The organism is Dactylosporangium sp. NPDC049140 (assembly GCF_040648435.1).
Genome location: NZ_JBEZDS010000008.1, coordinates 151,396 through 173,114, shown reverse-complemented (window position 1 = coordinate 173,114; position 21,719 = coordinate 151,396). Strand labels below are relative to the sequence as shown.

Sequence of the window (21,719 nt, the reverse complement as noted above, 5' to 3'; positions counted from 1 at the left end):
ACGCACGCGCCGCCGTGACTGAGCCGACGCCAGCCTTGGCGTCGCGAAATGGTGCTCCGCGCGCGCCCCACAACACCGGCGGTCAGGCCTCCGCAGGCCCCCGACCTCCGGCGTCACGAATTCTCGACTCCTAACGCAGCCCCCACTCGTACGCGATGACGACCAGCTGAGCCCGATCATGCGCCCCCAGCTTGGTCATGGCCCGGTTCACGTGAGTCTTGGCGGTATGCGGGCTGACCACGAGATGCGCCGCGATCTCCTCGTTGGACATCCCGGTCGCGACCAGCCCGACCACCTCCCGCTCCCGCTCGGTGAGCAGCCCCACGAGCCGCCCGTCCCCGCGCGGCACCACGCTGGGCACGGGCTCGGCCAGGAACCGCGCGATGAGGCTGCGCGTCGCGGCGGGCGAGAGCAGCGAGTCGCCCCGGTGCACGGTACGGATCGCCGCGAGCAGCTCCTCCGGCTCCGCCCCCTTCCCGAGAAACCCGCTGGCCCCGGCCCGCAGAGCCTCGAACACGTACTCGTCGACCTCGAACGTCGTCAGAATCAGTACCCGCACCCCGGCGAGGGCGGGATCGGCGGTGATGAGCCGCGTGGCCGCGAGCCCGTCGAGATCGGGCATCCGGATGTCCATGAGCACGACATCGGCCCGCAGGTCCCGCACCAGCTCGACCGCCCGCCGCCCGGTGGCCGCCTCCCCCACGACGACCACGTCCGCGGCCGCCTCGACGAACACCTTGAACCCGCTGCGAATGAGCGCCTGATCATCGGCGAGCACGACCCGGATCACGTCACCCAAGCCCCACCTCCGAACCCGACGACCCGCCCGAGTCCCACACCCCCGGCGGCGAGACCGAGCGCGGCAGCAAGACCTCGACGCGATACCCGCCGTCGGGTCGCGGCCCGGCCGCGAGGGATCCGCCCAGGGCCACCACCCGCTCCCGCATCCCCAGGAGCCCGAGCCCCGGCACCACGGCCCCCTCGGTGGACGGCGGAGGCGCGGGCCCGTTGTCGATCCGGATACGCAGGGCGGCCGGCTCGTAGCGCAGGTCCACCACGACCGCCGCCCCCGGCGCGTGCTTGCAGGCGTTGGTCAGGGCCTCCTGGATCACCCGGTACGCCGTCAGGTCGACCGGCGCCGGCACCGAGCCCACATCGTCGTCGCCGGCCACGCCCGTGGTCGTGGTCACCGGCTGCCCGGCCGCCGTGTGCGTGGCCAGCAGCTCGGGCAGCCCCGCCAGGCCCGGTAACGGGTCCACCGGCAGCGCCGGCTCACCCGGCCGCCGGAGCAGGCCGATCGTGTCGCGCAGCTCCTCCAGCGCCGTCCGTCCCGCGCGGCGGACGTGGGTCAGGGCCTCCCGGGCGCGGGCCGGCTGGGAGTCGAGGAGGTGCGTGGCGACGCCGGCCTGGACGGTGATGAGGGCGAGGTGGTGCCCGACGGCGTCGTGCAGGTCGCGGGCGATGCGCAGGCGCTCCTCGGTCACGCGGCGCAGCGCCTCGGCCTCGTGCTCCTGCTCGGCGCGCCGGGCGCGGGCCTCCACCTCGGCGAGGTACTCCCGGCGGCTGCGCGCCCCGTCGCCCGCCGCGACTGCGAGCCCGCCGAGCGCGGCCAGGGCGAGGTTCTCCACGCCGAGCCAGGAGGCCGGCTTGGCCAGGATGTGCAGGCCCGCGAACGCGAGGACCGCGAGCACGCCGATGGCGAGCGCGCGGCGGCGGGACTCGGACTCGGCGACGGTGTAGAGCGCGATCAGCGGTGCCGCCAGAATCATCGTGCCGTTGGTGGTGCTGTGGTTCAGCACGAGATACACCTCGGCGCCCACGGAACTGGTGAGGAACGCGGCGAACGGGTGGCGCCGGCGCAGGGCCAGCGCCCCGCAGGCCACGACGACGGCGGCCAGGGTCGCGGGCTCGAGCGGCCGGCCGGGCGGCGAGCCGTGCGTGGTGACCAGCACCACGACCCCCACCACCAGTCCTATGCCCAGATCGATGCCCATGGCCAAGACGTTAGACCGAGGGTACGACAAAAACGTCCCACGGCCGCGGTATCCCGGATGCCGCCGCTGGGGGACGACCGGCGGCCCGCGGCGGCCGAGAGTGACGGCATGACAGAGGTACAGATACGGGAGCTCAGCAAACGGTACGGCCGAAAAATGGTCGTCGACACGCTCACCTTCGACGTTCCGGCGGGCGCGGTCACCGGCTTCCTGGGGCCGAACGGGGCCGGCAAAACGACTACACTGCGCATGCTGGTGGGGCTGGCCCGCCCGAGCGCCGGCGCGGCACTCATCGACGGCCGCCCGTATGCGCAGCTCTCCGCGCCCCGGCGCACGGTCGGCGCGCTACTGGAGGCGAGCGGCTTCCACCCGGGCCGCCGCGGCCGCGACCACCTGCGGATCCTCGCCGACTCGGCGGGCCTGCCAGCCGCGCGGGTCGATGCGGTGCTCGACGAGGTCGGGCTCACCGAGGCCGCCGGGAGCCGCGTGCGCACCTACTCCCTCGGCATGCGCCAGCGCCTCGGCCTGGCCGGCGCGCTGCTCGGCGACCCGGGCCTGCTGGTGCTCGACGAGCCGGCCAACGGGCTCGACCCGGCCGGCATGGCGTGGCTACGGGCGCTGCTGCGGCGGCGCGCGGCGGAGGGCCGCACGGTGCTCGTCTCCAGCCACGTGCTGGCCGAGATCGCACAGACCGCGGACCGCATCGTCATCGTCCACGATGGACGGTTGCGGCACAGCGGCCCGGTGGCGCCCGATCTCGAGCGCACGTTCCTCGCCGTGACGGGGGCCGGCCATGCGGGCTGAAATGCGAAAGCTCGTGACGGTACGGCCGCCGTGGCTCCTGCTCGCCGCCGCCGTCGCGATCGTGGCCATCGGCGCCGGGAGCCGGATCGTCAAGCACCCCGAGGACGCCTCCGGCGCCGCGGCCCACGCGGGGCTCGCCGCGCTGTTCCCGCTCGTGCTCGGCATCATGGCGCTCGCCGGCGAGTACCGTCACCGGACCGTGGCGGACACCTACCTCTCCACGCCGGACCGCGCGCGGGTGCTGCTGCAGAAGTTCACGGTGTACACCATCGTCGGCGCCGGGTTCGGCATTGTCGCCGCCGCCACCGCCGCGGTCATCGTGCTCGCCGGGGCCGAAGGCGGCCTCCCGTACGCGACGCTCGCCGGCGCCGTCGCCTGGAACACGCTGTTCGCGGCGATCGGGGTCGGGCTCGGCGCGCTGGTGCGCAGTCAGGTCGCGGCGATCGCGGGCGCGCTGGCCTGGCTGGCCCTCGTCGAGGGGGTCGCGGCCGAACTGCTCGGCGACGACGCGGCCCGGTGGCTGCCGTTCCGCGCGGCGACAGCTTTGGGCGGCATGCCGGGCGCGACACTGAGTCAGGGCACTGCGGCGGCTGTACTCGGAGCGTATGCGCTCGCGTTCATCGGCGCGGCCTTCGCGATGCGGCGCCGCGACCTTCCCTAGCTCCGTAGATCGTCTTCCCGGGCGTCGTAACGCTCCTGGGCGACGGTGATCTGCGGCATCTCGCCCTCGACGAGCTCGATCAGCTCGTTGAGCTTGGCGGCGATCCTCGCCCCGAGGTCGGTCAGGCTGTACTCGACCCGGGGCGGGATCGCGCTGCGCACCTCCCGCACCACCAGGCCGTCACGCTCCAGCGCGTGCAGGGTCTGCGACAGCATCTTCTCGCTCACCCCGTCGACGCGCCGGCGCAGCTCGTTGAAGCGGTGCGTGCCCTCGCGGAGCGCGGCGAGCGTCAGGATGCCCCAGCGGCCGGCGACGGTGTCCATGACGGGTCGCGACGTGCAGTTGCGCGCGAACACGTCGAACACCAGCGGGTCGAGGGACATCTCACTACGATAACCGAGAAGGTTGCACTTTCTAAAAGTTAGTGCCTACGATCTGGTAATGACGATCTCCGTAACCGGCGCGACCGGTCACCTGGGGCAGCTGATCCTGAACGAACTGAAGGGATATGACGTACGCGCGGTCGCCCGGCGGCCCGAGGCGATCGAAGGCGTAGAGGCGCGCCTCGGCGACTACGACCGCCCGGAGACCCTGGCGAACGCGTTCGCCGGCACCGACGTGCTCGTGTTCGTCTCCGCCAGCGAGGCCGGCAGGCGCGCGCCGCAGCACCGCGCCGTCGTCGATGCGGCCGTCGAGGCCAAGGTCGGCCGCATTGTGTACACGAGCATCACGCACGCCGACACCAGCGCCAGCCCGCTCGCGCCCGAGCACCTGGTGACGGAGGGTTACCTCAAGGAATCCGGCATCCCGTACACGTTCCTGCGCAACAACTGGTACTTCGAGAACTACACCGGCAACCTGGCCACCACCGTCGAGCACGGCGTCGTGCTCGGCGCCGCCGGCAACGGCCGCATCGCCGCCGCGACCCGCGCGGACTACGCCGCGGCGGCCGCGGTCGTCGCGACCACGGACGGTCACGAGAACAAGATCTACGAGCTCGGCGGCGACCAGGCCTTCACGATGGCCGAGTACGCCGCGGCGGTCGCGCAGCGTTTCGGCAAGCCGGTCGCCTACCAGGACCTGCCCGTCGCGGAGTACGCCAAGGCGCTGGAGGGCTTCGGCGTGCCGAGCGCCTTCGCCAACGTCCTCGCGCAGTCCGACGCCTCCATCGCCGGCGGCGCGCTCGACGTGGTGACCGGCGACCTCAGCCGGCTCATCGGCCGCCCCACGACCACGCTGGCCGAGGTGCTGCAGAAGTCGTAGGGAACTGGGCGCAGGTGCGCGAGCGGGAAGGCCCGGGCGGATGGGCGTTCCGGGTCGGACTCAACTGGGCCACCTCGTGGTGGCGCAGGGTCCGCCGGGAACGCCCCCTGCCGCCGGAGGACGACCGTGCGTCGTTCGACGATCCCGCCGGCCGGCACGCGCGCCGCCCTGCACCGCCTCGCCCTGCTGCAGCGCACGGTCATCGTCTGCCGCGTCCTGCTCGAACTGACCGAACTACCGCGGCGCATCGATCAGGTCGGCGACGCGTAGCAGCGGCCCGAACCGGGCGGGGATCCCGTCCGGTTCGGTCAGCCGCCCGTTCTCCACGACCATGAGCTCGTCGCCGAACAGGCTCCACTCCGGCAGCCACCCGGCGAGCTGCTCCGCGACCAGGTCCTGGCCGAACACGCTCCGCGCCAGCTCCGGCCGCTCCGCCGAGATCCGGAACGCGCTGTCGAACGGCTCGTACCCCAACGCCGTCGCCCGATCCCCGAACAGCGACCGCCCGAACCGGGACACCGCCCCGCGCCGGTGCACCGCGATCGCCGGCCAGGACCCGCGCACCCGCACCACCCAGATCACGAAGTGGTGCGTCTGGCTGCTGGTCGACGTCGTCCCGTCGGGCCCGGAGGTGGTGCTCGTCGTCGTGTACGAGTACTCGGCCACCGACACCGGCCGCCCGCCGATCACGCCGCTCAACGCGAGCGCCACGCCGCGCTGGTTGCGCCCGGGCAGCCGCCGCCACCACTCCGTCGGCGGCGTCGGCACGTACTGCCAGTGATTGCGCACCGCCCAGACCTCGAGCATCTCGCGCCGCTGCCGCTCCCGCTGCCGCGAGTGGATGGCCAGGCCGATGACCAGCGCGAACACCAGCGCTATACACACGAGCCCCGACACGATCACGGACGCATCCATGCCCCCACGCTAAGCACCCGCGCAAGGTCCGGGCCCCGGCGGCTCGTTCTCCGCCGGGGCCCGGGCGCCGCTCCGGTACGGCCTAGACCGGTGCGGCGAGCAGAGCGGCCAGGGCCTCGGCCGTGGCGGGGTGCTCGGCCAGCAGCGCCAGCGATTCGCCGCCGCCGCTTCCCTGGGCGGCCGACCAGGTCGCCGGCAGGCCAAGGGCCAGGGCTAGGGCGTCGGTCGTGACCGGGTGGGCCGCGAGGAACGCGCCGACCGGGCCGGTCGACGGGGCCGTCGCCACCGCCGCGGGGGCCGGCTTCCGCGCGGCGCGCCACGGCGGCACGAACGTGTCGAGCGCCGCGAGGGTCGCCGGGAACGTGCGCCCCGCCTCGCGGATGAGGATCGGCACGAGCTCGCCCGCCTGGTCGCGCAGCGTGGTGATGAGCGTCGGCAGCCACGGCAGCAGCACGGGGTCGGGCAGCTTCGCGAACGCGTTCGACATGAACTCGACCACGAACGGCGTCAGCTTCGGCGCCGGGTCCAGCGCCTGGATGAACCCGCTGAGGTACTGCGGCACCGACGGCACGACCAGCGGGTTGGCCAGCAGCTCGGCCCCGCGCGCCCGCAGGTCGGCCAGCGGCAGCAGCCCCAGCTGGTGGTGGGCCGACCACAGCAGCGCCACCTTCGCCGGGCTCTCCGGGTGCGACTGGCGCACGGCGAGCTCCAGCTGCGCCCGGTCACAGCCCAGCGACAGCGCCAGGCTCTCCATCGTGAACAGGAACCCGAGCATCGCCGCGACCTGCCGCACCCCCGTCTCGTCGTCGACGAACGCGGTCGGCAGCAGCGTGCAGTAGTGCGCGTAACCCGCGGTCACGAACGACTCCGCCCACGCCGGCAGCGTAGGCTCGGTGGCGCGGTAGTGCGCCAGCAGCCGCCGGATCCGCTTGAGCACCTCCGGTGCGTCGTCGACCGTGCGCTCGGCCGCGAGCAGCTCGACCGCGCGGGCGCCGAGCTCGTCGGTGAAGCGGCGGCTGCCCAGGAACAGGATCGAGTCCTCGACGGCCCGCAGCGCGACCGCCGCCGTGGCGTCGTGCGCCCATACCGACCGGCGCAGTCGCTGCTCCACCACCTGCTCGACGGTCACGCCCTCGTAGCCGAGCTCGATGATGTACCGCTGGTGCTTGCCGATCGCGAGGTCCCAGCTCTCCTGGATCGACTTCTCGCCCAGCCGCCGCGAGCCCATGATCGGGCGGACCGCGCCGTCCGGCAGGAGGTACCGCAGCATCCACAGCAGATGCGAGGCCGGCCCGAGCTCGGGCCGCCCGGCCAGGTCGAGCAGCGCCCGCTGGACCGTGGCACGGGTCAGGTCGAGCCCGATCGGGGCCAGCCGGTTGTAGACGTCCTGGGCCAGCGGCGGCAGCGCCTCGTACCCGACCTGCCCCACCCGGTCGCCGCCAAGCAGGATCTCGCACAGCCGCCGCACGTCGCGCCGCCCCGGCGTCGAGTCCTTCTCGATGCACGTGACCGCGGCGTCCTGGAAGTCGTACGGCGTCGGCCGCGCCCGGTTGCGCATGCCCGCCAGCAGGATCGAGGTCTCGAACACCGCGATCGCGTCGGCGGTGCTGGCCAGGTAGCCGTTGCGCCGGGCGAGCCGGACGATGTCGACGCACCAGCCGAGCAGCTCCTCCTCGTCGAGCGAGTCGAGCGCCGGCGGGCTGGCGAGGAACCCGCTGAGCTGGTCCGCCACCGGCTCGCCGGCCGCCGCCGGGCCGCCCGCTTCCTGAGGGGCGGCCTTGCGCTTGCGGCTGCCCTTCTGGCCCTCGAGCTGAAACGGCGTGAGCCGGGCCCGGGTGACCGCCTTCTGCCAGGTGGCCGCGGCGATCGAGACGGAGCCGGAGGCGAGGCCGAACTGCGCCTCGATCGCCGAGTGGCTCGACGGGATCAGCCCGTACAGCCATTTCGTCGCGGTGCGCGGGCTGATGTCGAAGTCGGGCACCCCCTCGGCGGTGCCGAACTCCTCGACCCGGCTGGCCGCGTGGAAGGCGCCGCACACGTAAAGGCAGTCGGCCTTGTCGACGCCGGTGCGCGCGAGGTGCTCGCGCATCCGGGTCCACATGTACCGCTCCCGGTCCTCGTCGACCTTGACCCGCCGCGTGTCGGACGGGGCGAGCCGCCGGAACAGGCTGCCGATGAGCACCATGACCTGTCGGTAGGTGGCGTAGTCGGCGCCGGCCAGCGGCTGCTCGACGTACTGGTCCCACCACTCCGACCAGTGCCGCACCTTGCCGTGGTGCAGCAGGTGCTGCTCCAGCTCGGCGAAGCGCGGCCGCAGGTCGCCGATCTCGATGCCGATCGCGTCGCCGTGCAGGTCGGTGTCCTCGGCCTCCTCGGCGCCCTCGGCCGGCGGGGTGTCGTGCTCCTCGCGCGGCTGCCACTGGAAGACGTGGTCGGTGGAGCGGTCGACGAGCACCAGCTCGACGCCGGGGGTCTCCAGCGCATAGGCGATCGCCTGGTACTCCGCCGACGCCTCGGTGATCGGCGCGACGATGCTCAGCGGCCCCCAGTCCTGCGGGAACCCCTCCAGCTGCGACGCGAAGGCCTGCAGCGCCACCGGCAGCCGGCAGTTGCGCAGCTCCGTCAGCAGCGGCCCGAGGTCCTCGCACAGCTCCAGGTAGATGACCTTCGGCCGCTTGTCCCGCAGCCGCCGGACCATCGCCAGGCCCGACGCCGGGGAGTGGTGGCAGACCGGGAAGATCTCCAGCTCCTCACGCAGCGCCCGGTCGACGTCGTCGACGATGCCGGCGAGGATCTCCGGCACGGCGCCCGGCCCCGCGGCGAAGGCGGTGGCCGCCTCCACCATCTGGGTCCGCAGGGCGTTGAACGGCTCGCTCATGACAGGGTGGCGATCGCCTGACGGCCGCCCTCGAGGAACGCGGGCCACTCCCCGCCGTCCTCCTTGCTGCGCGGCTCGACGACCCCGTGCCAGTACTTGTTCAGGATCGCCAGGTCCTCGGGGCTGCGCCGGGCCAGCGACCCGACCAGCGACCCGGCGAGCGTCTCGGCCCGCAGGCTGCGGTCGCCGAAGAACGTGCTGTGCAGGATCGCGTCCTCCAGCACGCCGATCTGCTCGGCGGTCGACAGCGCCGACTCGAGCTTCTCGTCGTCGCTGGTCGCCGACGCGGCCGCGGTGCGCAGGTCGGCGAAGCTCTGCAGCAGGATGTCGAGCAGGTTCGGCGGCACGTCGAGGTCGATCTGGTGGCGGCGCAGCAGCTCGCTGGTGCGGAAGCGGACGATCTCCGCCTCGCTCTTCTTGTTGGTCACCACTGGGATCCGCACGAAGTTGAACCGCCGCTTCAGCGCCGAGGACAGGTCGTTGACGCCCCGGTCGCGGCTGTTGGCGGTGGCGATGATCGAGAAGCCCGGCTGGGCGAAGACGATGTTGTCCTCGTCGAGCTCGGGGATCGAGACGTACTTCTCCGACAGGATCGAGATCAGCGCGTCCTGCACGTCGCTGGTCGAGCGGGTCAGCTCCTCGAACCGGCCGATTACCCCGTTCTCCATCGCGGTCATGATCGGCGACGGGATCATCGAGGCGCGCGACTGGCCCTTCGCGATGACCATCGAGACGTTCCAGGAGTACTTGATGTGGTCCTCGGTCGTGCCCGCCGTGCCCTGCACCACGAGCGTCGAGTTGCGCGAGATGGCCGCCGCGAGCAGTTCGGCGAGCCAGCTCTTGCCGGTGCCCGGGTCGCCGATGAGCAGCAGGCCACGGTCGGAGGCCAGGGTCACGATGCTGCGCTCGACGAAGCTGCGGTCGCCGAACCACTTCTGCGAGATCTCGCGGTCGAGGCCGTCGGCGCGTTCGGAGCCGAGGACGAACAGGCGGACCATCCGCGGGCTGAGCCGCCACGAGAAGGGCTTGGGGCCGTCGTCGACCGACTCGAGCCAGTCGAGCTCCTCGGCGTACTTGACCTCGGCGGGGGCGCGAAGCATTTCAGTCATGAGGGGGTCTCCTATGCCAGGAAGCTCTTGAGTTCGAAGACAAGCTTTTTGATGTGCCCGGAGAGCACCGGCGCGCCCATGTCCTTGAAGCGCTGCCGGAACCACGGGTTGACGCTCTGCTGCCCGCCGCTGCTCACGGAGCCGACGGGGATGAACTTGACGCCGGAGCGGTGCATCGCCTGCATCGAGTCGAACAGCACCTGCTGCTGCGACTCGTAGAAGTCCGAGATCCAGACGACCACGGTGTTGCGCGGGTCCGACACCTTCGGCTGGGCCAGCGCCATCGCGACCGTGCCGTCGGTGCCGCCGCCGAGCCGCGTGCGCAGCAGCACCTCGAACGGGTCGGCCACCCATGGGGTCAGGTCCAGCGCCCGGGTGTCGTACGCGACCAGGTGCACGTCGACCTTCGGCAGCCCCGCGAAGATCGAGGCCAGGATCGTGCAGTTGACCATCGCGTTGACCATCGAGCCGGACTGGTCGACGACCACGATGAGCCGCGCCGGCGTGGTGCGCCTGGCGGTCTGCTTGTAGAAGAGCTTGTCGACGTAGAGCCGCTCGTCCTCGGGGCTCCAGTTCGTCAGGTTCTTCCAGATGGTGCGCTCGATGTCGAGGTTGCGGTACACCCGCTTGGGCGGCACCGACCGGTCGATCTCGCCGACGCTGGTCTGCTGCACCTGGGTGCGCAGGATCGCGGCCACCTCGTCGACGAACCGGCGGATCAGCGCCTTGGCGTTGGCCAGCGCGACCCCCGACAGGTTGTTCTTGTCCCGCAGCAGCTGCTCGATGAGCGACATGCTCGGGGTCAGCTGCTTGGCCAGCGCCGGGTTGGCCAGCACCTCCCGCAGGTGCATCCGCTTGACCAGGTCGCCCTCGATGCCGCCGAGCACGCCCGCGAGCCCGCCGGCGTTGGGCCGGCCGCGCAGCTCGCCCGGGTCGAGGCCCAGCGCCTTCTCGAACCACCCGGCGTCGGCCTGCCAGTTGGCGAGCTGGGTGGCGCTGACGTTGCCGTGCCCGGTGTTGAAGACGTTGATGAGCAGCTTGGACACCAGCGCGGCCCGCCGCACCTCGGCGCCGTCGCCGTCCTGTCCGTCGCCGTCCTGTCCGTCACCCAGGGCCATCAGCCCCTCGAACTCGCCGGCCAGCTCCGGGTGGCGCTGCACGAGGTTGTCGACCGTGACGCCGGGGTCGAGCAGCGCGGGCGGGAGGCCGATGTCGTCGACGATCGCGACGCTGGCGGACTCCAGGGACAGCTGCTCGTCGGCCTCGAAGAGCCGGCCGAGCATGCGCCAGTAGAGGACCTGGCGCCGGTTCTCGTCGGCGGTCATCATTTGCGCAGCAACCTTCCGGCCCGCTCGCGCAGCACCTCGACCGCCTCGCCGGCCGACTTGGCCAGCTTCGCGTCGGCCGGGCCGAGCGCCCAGTCGGCGGTGTGCACGCCGGTCTGCTTCTTCTTGACCGTGACCTGCACCCCGAGCGGCTGCACCGTCCACGCGCCGTCGTCCCAGCGCAGCAGCCCGATGCACGCGTTCGCGGCGGACACGATCTCCGGGGTCAGCGGCCCGCAGGCCGGCAGCCGGGTCGTGTCGAGCGCGACGGTGGAGAGGTCCTCGACGAACACGGGCTCGGCGATGCGGGACGGGTGCCGCTCCAGCGGCGGCGTGGCCGGGGCGAGCGCGGCGCCGAGGTGCACGCGGGCGGTGGTGAACGGGTCGGCCGGGTCGCCGGGCTTGGCCTGCGCGTCGTGCCAGATCAGGTCGCCGCCGGCCAGCAGCGGCATGTCGGTCAGGTCGAGCGCGCGGCGCTCGGCGAGCGCGGTCAGCAGCATGGGGTGCCCGGCCAGCAGGCGCCAGATCGCGGGGCCGACGATCGTGTCGACCTTCGCCGCGGAGACGCTCGCCCGCACGAGCCGGTTGGGTGCGCCCGCGGCCTCCAGCACGCCGTGGACCTGCACCTGCACCGCGGTCGGGTGCTCGTGGACGTCGACGCCGAGGACGAAGAGCCGGCCGGTGACCGTCTCGGCCTGCGCGGCCCGCTGCGCCCGGCCGCCGTCGTGCGCCAGCAGCAGCGCGCGGCTCCACAGGTCGGCCCAGCGCCGCACGGGCACCGGGTCCATCGTCGCGATCGGGCTTCCGGCCCGCAGCTCCGCGGCGAGCCCGTCGAGCAGCACCGCGAGGCGACGCAGCTCCGGGTCGCCGAGCGCGGCCTCGATCGCCTGGCCGGCCGCGGCGACGAGGTCGTGGTCGACGCCCCGCCAGCCGGTGATCGCGAGCTCGCGCAGCCACGACCGGGCGCCGCCGAGCAGGTGGGTGGCGGCCGCGGCCGGGCCGGGTTCACCGCGCCAGTCGGCCCGCGGCCGCCCCAGCGCCGCGTCGGCCCGGGCGAGCAGAGCGTCGTGCACCGAGCCGAAGAGCGCGATCCGGGCCGCGGCCAGGGCGAAGAGGTGGTCGTCGGCGACCGAGCCCGCCGCGATCTTGTCGACGGCCTCGGCGACCGCCTCGCGCAGCGGGCTGCCGGCGAACGCCCCGGCCAGGCCGGCCAGCGCCGCGGTCCGGTCGTCGTCGATGCGGGCGAAGCCATGCAGCAGGCCCTCGTCGACCGCGCCGGCGGTCTCGAGCGCCGCGTCGATCTCGGGGTCCGGGCCGGTGCCGGTGCCGGTGCCGGCGAACAGTGTGGACAGCATCAGCGCTCCCCGGCCGGCGCGACGGCCGGGAACCAGTGCAGCTCCGGGATGGGCTCCTCGCTGCCGGGAAGCTCCAGGTAGGCCAGGTGCCGCAGGAACCCGCTGAACACGGTCGCGGCCGGCGACGGCTCGTGGTGGGCCTTGAGCCCCCGCACCAGGTGGGTGCTCTCGTCGACCTCGATGCGCAGGTAGCGCGCGACGCGCTCGCGCCCGTACTGCAGCTCGGCCTCGTCGAGCAGCGCGACCAGGTGCTTGCACGGATTCGCGCCGCGCAGGCCGCCGCACGGCCGGTTGTTGTTGGTGCTGCAGCTCAGCCCGTGGGAGCCGGCGCCGATCGAGGAGACATAGACCCGTTCGATGTCAGATCCGCTCGACACCACGCCCTGCAGGCGGCCGTCGGTGAGTTCGACGAACGGCACCTTGGCCAGCCTGCGGGGCTGTACGGGCGGTATGACGACCGCCGTCGAGCGCGTTTCGACGCTCAAGATTATCGACCTCCAGCATCCGGTGCTCCGTGACGCCAGAAGTTGTATCGCATGGGTACGACAAAAACGCGTCAGCCCAGCTCGACGGCGCTCCGCAGCCCGCTCGCGACGTCGTCGGTGTGGTACGGCCATTCGCTTGGCTCGATGTTCTGGACGAACGTCGCGTACACGACGGCACCGAGCAGCGCGGCCACGGGCCGGAGCAGTCGCACCGCGCGGACCGGATCGCTGCCGGGCGCGACCTGCCGCCACTGCGCGGCCCAGCGCTCGATGAGCGGCTCGGCGTCCTCCGGCTCGAGGCCCTCGCACAGCCTGATCACATCGAACGCGGGATGGCCAAGGAAGGCGTCGCCCCAGTCGAGAACGGCAGGCGGTACCGTCGCCGAAAAACGCACATTGCCCGGGTGGAAGTCGCCGTGCACGAGCGTCTCGGGCACCCCGCACGCGTCCACCGCGGCGAGGCGGGCGGGCAGGCCGGCCACCAGGGCGTCGAGGCCGAAGATCTCCCCGAGCCACGGTTCCGCCGTCGCCACGACCTGCTCGAGCAGCAGCCCGCCGCGACGGTCCCGCACATCCCGCTCGGCCAGCGCGTCCACGTCCTCCAGCGCCCGCCGTTGCAGCCCGTGCAGCAGGTCCGCCATGGCGAGGCGCGCCGGGGCCGGCGCGAAGAAGCCGTCCTCGCCCGGCAGGTGCCCGAGCACCTGCCGGCCGGTCCCGTCCGCGGCGATCAGCGGCGGTGCGGACCCGGGCGCGACCGCGCCGAGCCACGCGAGGACCTCGTGCTCCGCGCGCAGAAACGGCGGCAGGTGCTTGAGCCAGACCGTCCCGCGGGCCGTGTCCAGCCGCCACAACCCCGAGAGATTCCAGGTTTTCCGCTGCCGGATTCGCTCGGGTGTACCGTAACCCGCCGCCGCCAGTACATCCCGCGCCCAGGCGAGCGACTCAGCCGGCCCGCCCACTTCGGCGTAGGGCGCCCGGCGCGGATGCGGCATCAGCTTGAACGACGTCGGTTCGAGCGCCGGACGGCCGCGTTCCAGCTGCGCGAGGTACGTCACGATGCCCCCGGGCGGGTGCGACCGATCGGCGTGCAGCAGCCGCAGCACGCTCACCCCGGCCCCGAACCGCTCCTCGGCTCCGTCGACGATCTCCTCGACCTCGGGCCACCACGGCAGCCCCACCTCGAAGGGCGGCAGCGCGCCCAGCACACCGCCGTCCGCGTCGACGAGGACGAGGACGACGGTGCGCGCGGGATGGTTCACGGCCGTCAGAGGGAACGCGCCAGGCGGTCGGCCAGCAGGCGGGTGAAGCGGGACGGGTCGGCCAGTTCGCCGCCCTCGGCCAGCAGCGCCATGCCGTAGAGCAGCTCCGCGGTCTCACCCAGCGCTGGCGCCTCCGCATCCGCCGCGAACGCCTCGCGGAGCCCGGAAACGAGCGCGTGGTCGGGATTGAGCTCCAGAATGCGCTTGGTGTGCGGCATTTCCTGACCCATCGCGCGGTACATCTTCTCGAGCGTCGGTGTGATGTCGTGCTCGTCGCCGACAATGCACGCCGCCGACGTCGTCAGGCGCGTGGAAAGGCGCACGTCCTTGATGTCCGCCTCGAGCTTTTCGCCGAGCCATTTCAGCAGTGGCGCGAATCCCTCGGTGCGCTCCGCGGGGATCTCCTCGCTGCCGAGGTCGACCTGGCCCTTGGCCACGGACTGCAACTGCTTGCCGTCGTACTGCGTGACCTGCTCGACCCACACCTCGTCGACCGGGTCGGCGAGGATGAGCACCTCGTAACCCTTGGCGAGGAACGCCTCGAGGTGCGGCGAGTTCTCGACCATCGCCCGGCTCTCGCCGGTCATGTAGTAGATGTCGCTCTGGCCCTCCTTCATGCGCTCGACGTAGTCGCGCAGGGAGGTGGGCTCCTCGGCCGAATGCGTCGAGGGCAGGCGGATCAGATCGAGCAGGGTGTCGCGGTTCTCGGCGTCGTCGAGCAGGCCCTCCTTGAGCGCGCGGCCGAACTCGTTCCAGAACGTGGCGTACCGTTCCGCGGGCAGTTCCTTGAGCGTGGAGAGAACCTTCTTCACCAGACGGCGCCGGACGACCTGGATCTGGCGGTCCTGCTGCAGGATCTCGCGGGAGATGTTGAGCGAGAGGTCGTGCGCGTCGACGACGCCCTTCACGAAGCGGAGGTACCGCGGGGTGAGCGCCTCGCAGTCGTCCATGATGAAGACGCGTTTGACGTACAACTGCACGCCGCGATGCCCGTCGCGCATGAAGAGATCGAAGGGGGCGCGGGCCGGGATGAAGAGCAGGGCCTCGTATTCGAAGGTGCCCTCGCCCTTCATGTGAATGGTCTCGAGCGGGTCGGTCCAGTCGTGGCTGACGTGCTTGTAGAACTCGTTGTACTCCTGGGCGGCGACCTCGCTGCGCGGGCGGGCCCAGAGCGCCTTCATCGAGTTCAGCGGCGCGTCGGACTCGGCGCCGGCGAGCCGGATCGGCCAGGCGATGAAGTCGGAGTACTTCTTGACGATCTCGCGGACTTTCCATTCCGCGGTGTAGTCGAAGAGCTGGTCCTCGCTGTCCTCCGCCTTGAGGTGCAGTGTGACCGTGGTGCCCTGGGGTGCGTCCTCGAGCGACTCGATCTCGTACGTTCCCTCGCCCGCCGACTCCCAGCGCGTGCCCTGGCTCTCGCCGGCCTTGCGGGTCACGAGCGTCACCTTGTCGGCGACCATGAACGTCGAATAGAAACCGACGCCGAACTGCCCGATGAGCTCGGCCCGCTGCTGCTGTTCGGGTGACTCCCGAAGCTTCTTGAGCAGTTCCGCGGTGCCGGACTTGGCGATGGTACCGATGAGTGAGACGACGTCTTCGTGGGACATGCCGATGCCGTTGTCCCGTACGGTCAGCGTGCGCTGATCCTTGTCGATCTCGAGCTGGACGTGCAGGTCGCTGGTGTCGACCTCCAGCTCCTTGTTCATCAGGGATTCCAGGCGCAGCTTGTCCAGCGCGTCCGAGGCGTTCGAGATCAGCTCGCGCAGGAAGATGTCCTTGTTCGAGTAGATCGAATGGACCATCAACTGCAGCAGCTGTCGCGTCTCGGCCTGGAACTCCAGCGTTTCGCTCACTTCGGCTCCTTCTCGAAGGCTGTGGCCGCCGAAAACAATACTCAACCCGGGGCCCGTCGCGGGCGGGCACGTCGTTACCTCACCGCGTCGAACCCCGCCAGCAGGGCGTCGACCGCGAAGGTGAACCGCGCCGCGTCGTCGAGCCCGGCACCGCTCTCGACGGCCTCGACCAGCAGCGGATGGCGGCCGGCGTCCACCGGCAGCGGGCCGTCCGGGCCGATGGCGACCTCCGCCGCGGTGTGGCCGAGCACGAACACGGTCAGCGCGTTCAGCGCGTCCAGCGCGTCGCCGACCGTGAAGCCCGCCTCGGTCAGCGTGCGCAGGCCGGCCTCGGCCGCGTCCAGCGCCGCCGGCGTGACCGCGGGGCGGTTCACTGCGGGCAGGACGCCGGGGTGGCGCAGCAGCGCGGCTCGGAGGCCGTGGGCATAGCCGCGCAGGTGTGCCTGCCAGTCGCCGCCCGGGCCGGCCGGGTGGACGGCGGTGAAGAGGCGCTCGACCATGCCGTCGATCAGGGCGTCCTTGTTGGGGACGTAGTGGTACAGGGTCATCGCCTCGACGCCCAGCTCCGCACCCAGCGCACGCATGGTGAGGCCGTTGAGGCCCACCCGGTCGACGAGCGCCAGGGCGGAGTCCAGCACCTGTTCGCGGGTCAGGCCCGCGCGTTCGCCGCGCTGACGCTTCGCTGCCACGGCCGGCTCTCCTCGGGGTTGCGGATTCTTACGCCGTAAGTCTACACTCGGCCGCAGCAAACTTACGACGTAAGAATGGAATCGAGCGCGATGAACGCGAACAAGCAGGTGGTGGCGGACTTCTTCCAGGCCGTGAGCGAGCGGCGGATCGCCGACTGGGGGAAGTACATGGCGGACGACGTCGTCGACCACAACAAGGTGATCTTCGGCGAGGACGACGCGCCCGGTGCGGCGTTCGAGGGGTTCCGGCAGCAGCTCGACGCGTTCGGCGAGGGCGGGATGTATCCGCAGCAGCTCATCGCCGAGGGCGACACGGTGGTCGCCCGGCTGATCGTGCGCGGGACACACACCGGATTTCACCCGAGGATGCCGGAGCCCACGGGACGTTCGTGCGAGGTGGAGCAGATCTGGGTCATGACCCTGCGCGAAGGCAGGATCGCCGAGATCCGGGCGGTCAGCGACCGGCTGGGCATGTTTCTACAGCTGGGGTGGGACTGGCCCACCGTGGGCTGAGGCCTCAGCGGCCCTGGTGGCCGGCGACCGTGCCGATGACGATGCTCAGGGCGATGAACGCCAGCAGGCCGAAGACCGCCTGCCAGGCCCGGCGGTGGCCGAAGTTGATCGTCCAGCCCAGGCCGAGCCGCTTGGGCACGAGCAGGTTCGGGTCATCCGGGTTGGCGTAGATAAAGCCGTACCAGCCACGCTCGTCGTCGCGACGACCCGGGCGGGTCCGGGCACTGATGGGTGCGCCCCGGCGGTTGATCGGGATGACGACGACGGCCAGCGCACAGATCGCGACGACCAACGCGACCGCGAGCAGCTGAGCGAGCACCGGATGGGTCATCTTTCGAGCATCCCACTCGACGACAAGATGGTCGAGCGCTGCGCCGAACCGCGAACAGTTACGACACAGGAGGAGAGAGGGCCGAGCTTTGCGTAAGCAAGTAGTCACGCTCCGCGGTGTTATCGGTCAGCTCGGCCGCCGTCTCGTACGCGACCCGGGCCTCGGACAGGCGCCCGGCCCGGCGCAGCAGGTCGGCGCGAACGGCGTGGAACACGTGGTAGCCGGGCAGCGGGAGGCCCTCGACCAGCCGCAGGCCGGCGTCCGGGCCGTCCATCTCGGCCACCGCGACGGCGCGGTTGAGCTCGACGACCGGCGACGGCGCGACCATCATGAGCTGGTCGTAGAGCCGCACGATCTGGCCCCAGTCGGTCGCCCCGGCGCTCGGGGCGTCGGTGTGCACCGCGTTGATGGCCGCCTGGATCTGGTACGGGCCGGGCCGGTCCCGGCGCAGGCACTCCCGCACCAGGCGGTGCCCCTCGGCGATCGCGTCGCGGTCCCATCGCGAGCGGTCCTGGCGCGGCAGCGGCACCAGGCCGCCGGACTCGTCGACCCGGGCCGGGCGGCGGGCCGCCGCCAGGATCATGAGCGCCAGCAGGCCGGCGACCTCCGGCTCGTCCGGCATCAGGCGGCGCAGCATCCGCCCGAGCCGGATCGCCTCGGCGCACAGGTCGTCGCGGATGAGGCCGCCGGAGCTAGCCGCGTAGCCCTCGTTGAAGATCAGGTACACGACCGCGAGGACCGCGGCCAGCCGGTCGGGCAGATCGGCGGCGCGCGGCACCCGGTAGGGGATGCCGGCGTCACGGATCTTGGTCTTGGCGCGCACGATGCGCTGGGCCAGCGTCGGCTCGGGCACCAGCAGCGCCCGGGCGATCTCGGGCGTGGTGAGGCCGCCGAGCAGCCGCAGCGTGAGCGCCACCTGCGCGTGCCGGGCCAGCGCCGGATGGCAGCAGGTGAAGATGAGCTGGAGGCGGTCGTCGGGCTCGTCCGGGGGCACGTTGTAGATCAAGTCGGCCTCGGCATGCTTCTCGGCGCGCCGGGCCTCGCGCCGCAGCCGGTCGATCGCATGGTTGCGCGCGGTCGTGATGATCCACCCGGCCGGGCTGGGCGGCGCGCCGCCATCCGGCCAGCGCTGCAGCGCCGCCGCGAAGGCCTCCTGCACCGCCTCTTCGGCGAGGTCGATGTCGCCGAAGGTGCGGACCAGCACGGACACGGCACGGCCGTACTCCTCTCGGAAGACCCGCTCGACCGTTCCGCTCACCATCGGAAGGGCCGCACCTCCACGGGGAGAGTGGTGGCCTCGGCGGCGCGGCGGCCCCAGTCGAGGGCCGCGTCGAGGTCCTCGCACTGCACGATCGTGAAGCCGCCGAGGTGCTCCTTGCCCTCCACGTACGGGCCGTCGGTGACGAGCACGTCGTCGCCCTTGGGCCGCAGCGTCGTGGCGGTGCCCGGCGGGTGCAGGCCGCCGCTGAAAACCCAGGCTCCGGCCTCCTTGAGGCTGCGGTCGAACTCGGCGACCTGCGCCATGATCTTCTCCATCTCGGCGGGCGGCGGCGGCTCGCCGACGCTCGGCTCGATGACGCTCAGCAGGTACAGCCTCATGGTTTCCTCCAGACGGAACGAAGCGACTCGTACCAGCTGTACGAACAGGGCCGGCCCGGATTCGACATCAGTGGGCGCTGGATTTCGCCCAGAGGTTGATGCCCGACTCGGTGGCGTGCTCGTCGATCGCGGCGAGCTCCTCGGCGGAGAAGTCGAGGCCGGCCAGCGCCGCGACGTTGTCCTCGAGCTGGGCGACGCTGCTCACCCCGATCAGCGTCGAGGTGACCCGGGGGTCGCGCAGCGTCCAGGCGAGCGCCATCTGGGCCAGGCTCTGCCCGCGGGCCGTCGCGATGTCCCGCAGGGCGCGGATCTTGCCGAGGTTCTCCTCGGTGAGCCACTCCGGCGACAGCGAGCTGTTCTCGCTCGCCCGCGAACCCTCCGGCACGCCGTCGAGGTAGCGGTCGGTGAGCATGCCCTGGGCCAGCGGCGAGAAGGTGATGCAGCCCATCCCCTCGCGCTCGAGCACGTCGAGCAGGCCGTCCTCGATCCAGCGGTTGAGCATCGAGTAGGAGGGCTGGTGGATGAGCGCCGGGGTGCCGAGCGCGCGCAGGATCTCCGCCGCCTCGGCCGTCTTGGCCGGCGAGTAGGAGGAGACACCGACGTAGAGCGCCTTGCCCGCCCGCACCGCGGCGTCGAGCGCGCCCATGGTCTCTTCCAGCGGCGTCTCGGGGTCGAAGCGGTGGGAGTAGAAGATGTCGACGTACTCCAGGCCCATCCGCTTGAGGCTCTGGTCGAGGCTCGCGGTCAGGTACTTGCGGGAGCCCCACTCGCCGTACGGGCCCGGCCACATGTCGTAGCCTGCCTTGGAGGAGATGACGAGCTCGTCGCGGTACGGGTGGAGGTCGGTGGCCAGGATCCGCCCGAAGTTCTCTTCGGCCGAACCGTAGGGCGGCCCGTAGTTGTTGGCCAGGTCGAAGTGGGTGATGCCCAGGTCGAAGGCGCGCCAGGCCAGCGCCCGGTGCCCGTCGAGCGGCCGGTCGTGGCCGAAGTTGTGCCACAGCCCGAGGGAGACGGCCGGCAGCTTCAGGCCGCTGCGGCCGGTCCGGCGGAACTGCATCTGCTCATAGCGCGAACCGTCTGCGGTGTATGCCACGACCTTCACAGTAGGACGGGATCAGCCGATCGTCCGGACTACGTTGCCTTCCGGGTCGCGGATCTCCGAGCGCACGATCTCGACGACGAGCGGCTCCGCGCCGGGGGCCGCGCGCACGCCGGCGAGGGGCACCAGCACCTGGAGCAGGCCGTCGAGGGCCTCGTCGGTGAGCACGACCTGGAGCTGGTCCTCGGCGCCCGGTGCGGTACCGACGAAGAAACTGCCCGCGGAGAACTCGGCGCTGCTCTCGGGCCCGTCCAGGCGCAGCGTGCGGCCGAACGGCAGGCGGCCGAGCAGCGTATCGGCGACCCGGGGGGCCACGTGCGCGCCCATCACCAGGCGGACCAGGTCGCCGTCGGGGCGCCAGCCGAACTCGGCGAGGGCGAGGGTGGCGGTGGAGGAGCCGTCGAGCCGGCGACCCTCGTCGACTGTCTCGGCCACGCTCACGTCGTCGGTGACGGAGGCCCGGCCGAGGTCGGTGACCAGCAGCGGGATGTGCCGGGCGAGCAGTTCGAGGAATTCGCGCACGCTCCAGGCCTGGGTCGCGGCGTACTCGTCGGCGGTGATCCCGACGACCTGGAGGAACTGTACGGCGCCGTTGGGCGTGTCGATCGCGCCCAGCTCCGGGTCCTCGGTGAACACGACGGCCCGGATGAGCGTCACGTGGTCCAGCGCGATGGGGCCGTTGAGGTCCATGTGGTGGTTGGGCTCGAACCAGTTGCCGGTCTGGAAGACGTACCGGGCGAGGTTCTGCAGGAAATTCGCGGCCCAGATCGGCGGCTCGACCTCGTCCGGGTCGCGGCGGATCCGGAAGGTGAACTCGAAGCCCCAGCCGGACTCGTCGGGGTTGTCGGACTGCTTGCCGTAGAGCTCGCTCATGCCGTAGGTGACGGCGTGCCAGTGCGGCACCGGATCCAGCCGGGGGTAGAAGCTGATGCCGTCGAGCGGATCCGGGCCGCCGAGTGCCCATTTGAGGAGCGTGCCGAGGTGGCGGGGTTCGACGCCGGGGTAGAGCCGCTCCAGCGCCGCGTCGATGGCGTCCCAGCCGGGCGTTTCGGAGGTCATGCGGTGATTAAACCCGCTCGATGGCCTTCCGGCATGCCCCGAAAAATCCTTCACCGGTGCCGCGCGGGGACGATCAGCATCGCGGGGGAGGTCGAACCGACCGAACGCAGCGGAGGCGACGGCGTGAGCGGTACGCAGCGACGCGGAGTGCCCGCGAGCCGGAAACACAGCGCAGGGCATACGCCCGCGCCGACGCCTGCCGCGAAACGGGTGTCCGTGGCCGGCACGGTCGTCGCGGGCACGCTCGCGGCCTCCGCGCTGGACCGCTGGGCGGGGCTCGCGCCGGCGCGGGAGCTGGCGGAGGCCTCGGAGCTCGCCGGGGCGACGGGCACGAGCTGTATGCCGCGACGCGGACTGCCCGCGGGCCGGAGGCACAGAGCGGGGCTCACGCCGGCGCGGGAGCTTGCGGAGGTGACCTGGCGACGTTCGAGCAGACGGCCCAGGCATTGCCCGCCGCCGAGTTCCGCTGGTCACGGTCTACGCACTACCCACCGTCGCGGACTGCTCGCCGTTGGGGCTGCTGTTGGC

Annotated in this window: 22 protein-coding genes; 5 read left to right on the top strand and 17 right to left on the bottom strand. The window is 71.9% G+C overall.

Annotated elements, in window-relative coordinates:
- Positions 1–130: 130 nt before the first annotated feature.
- Positions 131–790, bottom strand: a complete 660-nt coding sequence (locus tag AB0B76_RS16025; protein ID WP_360375481.1) for a response regulator transcription factor — start codon at positions 788–790, stop codon at positions 131–133.
- A gap of 1 nt (position 791) precedes the next feature.
- Positions 792–1,994 carry a sensor histidine kinase gene (locus tag AB0B76_RS16020; RefSeq protein ID WP_360375209.1) on the bottom strand — a complete coding sequence of 401 codons (1,203 nt, stop codon included), beginning with the start codon at positions 1,992–1,994 and terminating at the stop codon, positions 792–794.
- A 108-nt stretch (positions 1,995–2,102) separates the two neighbouring features.
- Between AB0B76_RS16020 and AB0B76_RS16015 the strand changes: the two genes are divergently transcribed.
- Together AB0B76_RS16015 and AB0B76_RS16010 are read left to right on the top strand one after the other, a co-directional pair.
- Complete coding sequence (locus tag AB0B76_RS16015) at positions 2,103–2,798, top strand: ATP-binding cassette domain-containing protein (RefSeq protein WP_360375207.1); 696 nt, start codon at positions 2,103–2,105, stop codon at positions 2,796–2,798.
- A gap of 1 nt (position 2,799) precedes the next feature.
- A complete protein-coding gene (locus tag AB0B76_RS16010; protein WP_360375205.1) occupies positions 2,800–3,459 on the top strand; it encodes a hypothetical protein in 660 nt (219 codons plus the stop codon).
- Here the strand turns inward: AB0B76_RS16010 and AB0B76_RS16005 are convergent.
- Positions 3,456–3,842 (bottom strand): helix-turn-helix domain-containing protein, encoded by a 387-nt coding sequence (locus AB0B76_RS16005; RefSeq protein WP_360375203.1) that lies wholly within the window; start codon positions 3,840–3,842, stop codon positions 3,456–3,458. The two genes, AB0B76_RS16010 and AB0B76_RS16005, sit on opposite strands and share 4 nt — an antisense overlap.
- 58 nt (positions 3,843–3,900) lie before the next feature.
- Between AB0B76_RS16005 and AB0B76_RS16000 the strand changes: the two genes are divergently transcribed.
- Positions 3,901–4,722, top strand: a complete 822-nt coding sequence (locus AB0B76_RS16000) for an SDR family oxidoreductase (protein WP_360375201.1) — start codon at positions 3,901–3,903, stop codon at positions 4,720–4,722.
- Positions 4,723–4,848: 126 nt separating this feature from the next.
- On the top strand, positions 4,849–4,992 hold the full coding sequence (locus tag AB0B76_RS15995; protein WP_360375199.1) for a hypothetical protein: 144 nt from the start codon (positions 4,849–4,851) through the stop codon (positions 4,990–4,992).
- Here AB0B76_RS15995 and AB0B76_RS15990 read toward each other — a convergent pair.
- From AB0B76_RS15990 to AB0B76_RS15950, 9 genes are all read right to left on the bottom strand, one after another.
- Positions 4,957–5,637 (bottom strand): hypothetical protein, encoded by a 681-nt coding sequence (locus AB0B76_RS15990; protein ID WP_360375197.1) that lies wholly within the window; start codon positions 5,635–5,637, stop codon positions 4,957–4,959. The genes AB0B76_RS15995 and AB0B76_RS15990 overlap by 36 nt on opposite strands.
- A gap of 82 nt (positions 5,638–5,719) precedes the next feature.
- On the bottom strand, positions 5,720–8,515 hold the full coding sequence (locus AB0B76_RS15985; RefSeq protein ID WP_360375195.1) for a DUF5682 family protein: 2,796 nt from the start codon (positions 8,513–8,515) through the stop codon (positions 5,720–5,722).
- A complete protein-coding gene (locus AB0B76_RS15980; RefSeq protein WP_360375193.1) occupies positions 8,512–9,624 on the bottom strand; it encodes an AAA family ATPase in 1,113 nt (370 codons plus the stop codon). Before AB0B76_RS15980 ends, AB0B76_RS15985 begins: the two co-directional genes overlap by 4 nt.
- A gap of 11 nt (positions 9,625–9,635) precedes the next feature.
- The gene (locus AB0B76_RS15975; protein WP_360375479.1) at positions 9,636–10,949 is read right to left on the bottom strand and encodes a VWA domain-containing protein; all 1,314 of its coding nucleotides are present in this window, start codon (positions 10,947–10,949) and stop codon (positions 9,636–9,638) included.
- Positions 10,949–12,304, bottom strand: coding sequence for a hypothetical protein (locus AB0B76_RS15970; protein WP_360375191.1), 1,356 nt, complete (start codon positions 12,302–12,304; stop codon positions 10,949–10,951). The genes AB0B76_RS15975 and AB0B76_RS15970 overlap by 1 nt, the downstream gene beginning before the upstream one ends.
- Positions 12,304–12,795: a hypothetical protein gene (locus tag AB0B76_RS15965; protein ID WP_360375477.1), complete on the bottom strand. Its 492-nt coding sequence runs from the start codon at positions 12,793–12,795 to the stop codon at positions 12,304–12,306. The genes AB0B76_RS15970 and AB0B76_RS15965 overlap by 1 nt, the downstream gene beginning before the upstream one ends.
- 65 nt (positions 12,796–12,860) lie before the next feature.
- Positions 12,861–14,048: an aminoglycoside phosphotransferase family protein gene (locus AB0B76_RS15960; RefSeq protein WP_360375189.1), complete on the bottom strand. Its 1,188-nt coding sequence runs from the start codon at positions 14,046–14,048 to the stop codon at positions 12,861–12,863.
- Positions 14,049–14,053: 5 nt separating this feature from the next.
- Positions 14,054–15,901: a molecular chaperone HtpG gene (gene htpG / locus AB0B76_RS15955; RefSeq protein WP_360375187.1), complete on the bottom strand. Its 1,848-nt coding sequence runs from the start codon at positions 15,899–15,901 to the stop codon at positions 14,054–14,056.
- Between the two features lie 74 nt (positions 15,902–15,975).
- Positions 15,976–16,590: a TetR/AcrR family transcriptional regulator C-terminal domain-containing protein gene (locus AB0B76_RS15950; RefSeq protein ID WP_360375185.1), complete on the bottom strand. Its 615-nt coding sequence runs from the start codon at positions 16,588–16,590 to the stop codon at positions 15,976–15,978.
- Between the two features lie 75 nt (positions 16,591–16,665).
- On the opposite strand from AB0B76_RS15950, the gene AB0B76_RS15945 reads away from it, so the two are divergent.
- A complete protein-coding gene (locus tag AB0B76_RS15945) occupies positions 16,666–17,103 on the top strand; it encodes an ester cyclase (protein WP_360375183.1) in 438 nt (145 codons plus the stop codon).
- Between the two features lie 4 nt (positions 17,104–17,107).
- Here the strand turns inward: AB0B76_RS15945 and AB0B76_RS15940 are convergent, their stop codons facing one another.
- From AB0B76_RS15940 to AB0B76_RS15920, 5 genes are all read right to left on the bottom strand, one after another.
- Complete coding sequence (locus tag AB0B76_RS15940; protein WP_360375181.1) at positions 17,108–17,434, bottom strand: DUF5808 domain-containing protein; 327 nt, start codon at positions 17,432–17,434, stop codon at positions 17,108–17,110.
- A 58-nt stretch (positions 17,435–17,492) separates the two neighbouring features.
- Complete coding sequence (locus tag AB0B76_RS15935; protein WP_360375179.1) at positions 17,493–18,695, bottom strand: sigma-70 family RNA polymerase sigma factor; 1,203 nt, start codon at positions 18,693–18,695, stop codon at positions 17,493–17,495.
- Positions 18,689–19,033 carry a YciI family protein gene (locus tag AB0B76_RS15930; protein WP_360375177.1) on the bottom strand — a complete coding sequence of 115 codons (345 nt, stop codon included), beginning with the start codon at positions 19,031–19,033 and terminating at the stop codon, positions 18,689–18,691. Before AB0B76_RS15930 ends, AB0B76_RS15935 begins: the two co-directional genes overlap by 7 nt.
- Positions 19,034–19,100: 67 nt before the next feature.
- Positions 19,101–20,135 (bottom strand): L-glyceraldehyde 3-phosphate reductase, encoded by a 1,035-nt coding sequence (mgrA, locus tag AB0B76_RS15925; protein WP_360375175.1) that lies wholly within the window; start codon positions 20,133–20,135, stop codon positions 19,101–19,103.
- Between the two features lie 12 nt (positions 20,136–20,147).
- A complete protein-coding gene (locus tag AB0B76_RS15920) occupies positions 20,148–21,191 on the bottom strand; it encodes a suppressor of fused domain protein (protein ID WP_360375173.1) in 1,044 nt (347 codons plus the stop codon).
- Between the last annotated feature and the right edge of the window lie 528 nt (positions 21,192–21,719).